This window comes from Chryseobacterium rhizosphaerae, assembly GCF_003385455.1.
In the GTDB taxonomy this organism is placed as follows: Bacteria; Bacteroidota; Bacteroidia; order Flavobacteriales; family Weeksellaceae; genus Chryseobacterium; species Chryseobacterium rhizosphaerae.
This window is the reverse complement of sequence record NZ_QNUF01000076.1, coordinates 1-994: the sequence shown is the minus strand read 5'-3', so window position 1 is coordinate 994 and position 994 is coordinate 1. Positions and strand designations below refer to the sequence as shown.

Sequence of the window (994 nt, the reverse complement as noted above, 5' to 3'; positions counted from 1 at the left end):
CTTGTATTGTATATATATTAATCTCAAAAACTATATTTTTGTACTTATTTCCAAATGATGAGATTTATATTTCCTATCCTTCTATTGTTGGGTAATTTATTTTTTGCTCAAAAGAATATGGTTGATACTTTAAATGAGTACAATTATGAAGAACTGAAAATTAAGTTTAACAGCTATTCTGATAATGATAAAGTTTTTCAATCTAAAGTAATTGCTCAATATTATTTGCAAAAAGCAAAAAAAGAAAAAAACAATCTTCAAATAGCAGAGGGATATAATCTTATCCATTTTAATGAGGATTTCCCACAAGCAATGAAATATATTGACAGCATATCTCTAGTTACAAAAAATGTAAAAGGAAGCCAATATTATTCTTTAGTCTACAGAATGAAAGGAAATTTATATTATAAATATAATAATTTAAAAGCCGCATTAGACAATTATATTTTAAGTTTAAAATATGCTAAAGAGCAAAAAGATGAAAAATTAATTGCGTATTCCAATCTGAACATTGCTTATATTAATAGTTATATGGGTAGAAATTCGGAAGCTGCTAAAATATTCAGGTATTATTACTATAATGAAAAAAAATTTCTTAAGTCTGAACATAATCAAACACGTATAAATCTTATTAATTGTTATATTGAAATTAACAAACTAGACTCCGCAAATATTCTTATCCAGCAAGGACTAAAATATTCATTTGAAAATAAAAATAAATACAGTATTAGTCAGTATCAGTATCTATCTGGATTATTTAATCTTAAACAAAAAGAATATAAGAATGCTATAGTAGAACTGTTAAAAGCATATCAATATTTTTCCAGTATCAATGATAATAATGCCAATTATGTATTATTTAGTTTAGGGAAAGCCTATGATGGCTTGGAAAACAAAGAAAAAACAGTACAATATTTTAGTACGCTAGATTCGAATGTTCAAAAAACAGACATTACATTTCCTGAGCTCCGTGAAGTATACACCTATCTTATAG

1 protein-coding gene is annotated in these 994 nt (G+C 25.3%); it reads left to right on the top strand.

Annotated elements, in window-relative coordinates:
* Positions 1 to 54: 54 nt before the first annotated feature.
* Positions 55 to 994, top strand: a 940-nt coding sequence (locus DRF57_RS23415; RefSeq protein ID WP_133297566.1) for a hypothetical protein, incomplete at its 3' end; no start/stop codon positions are given.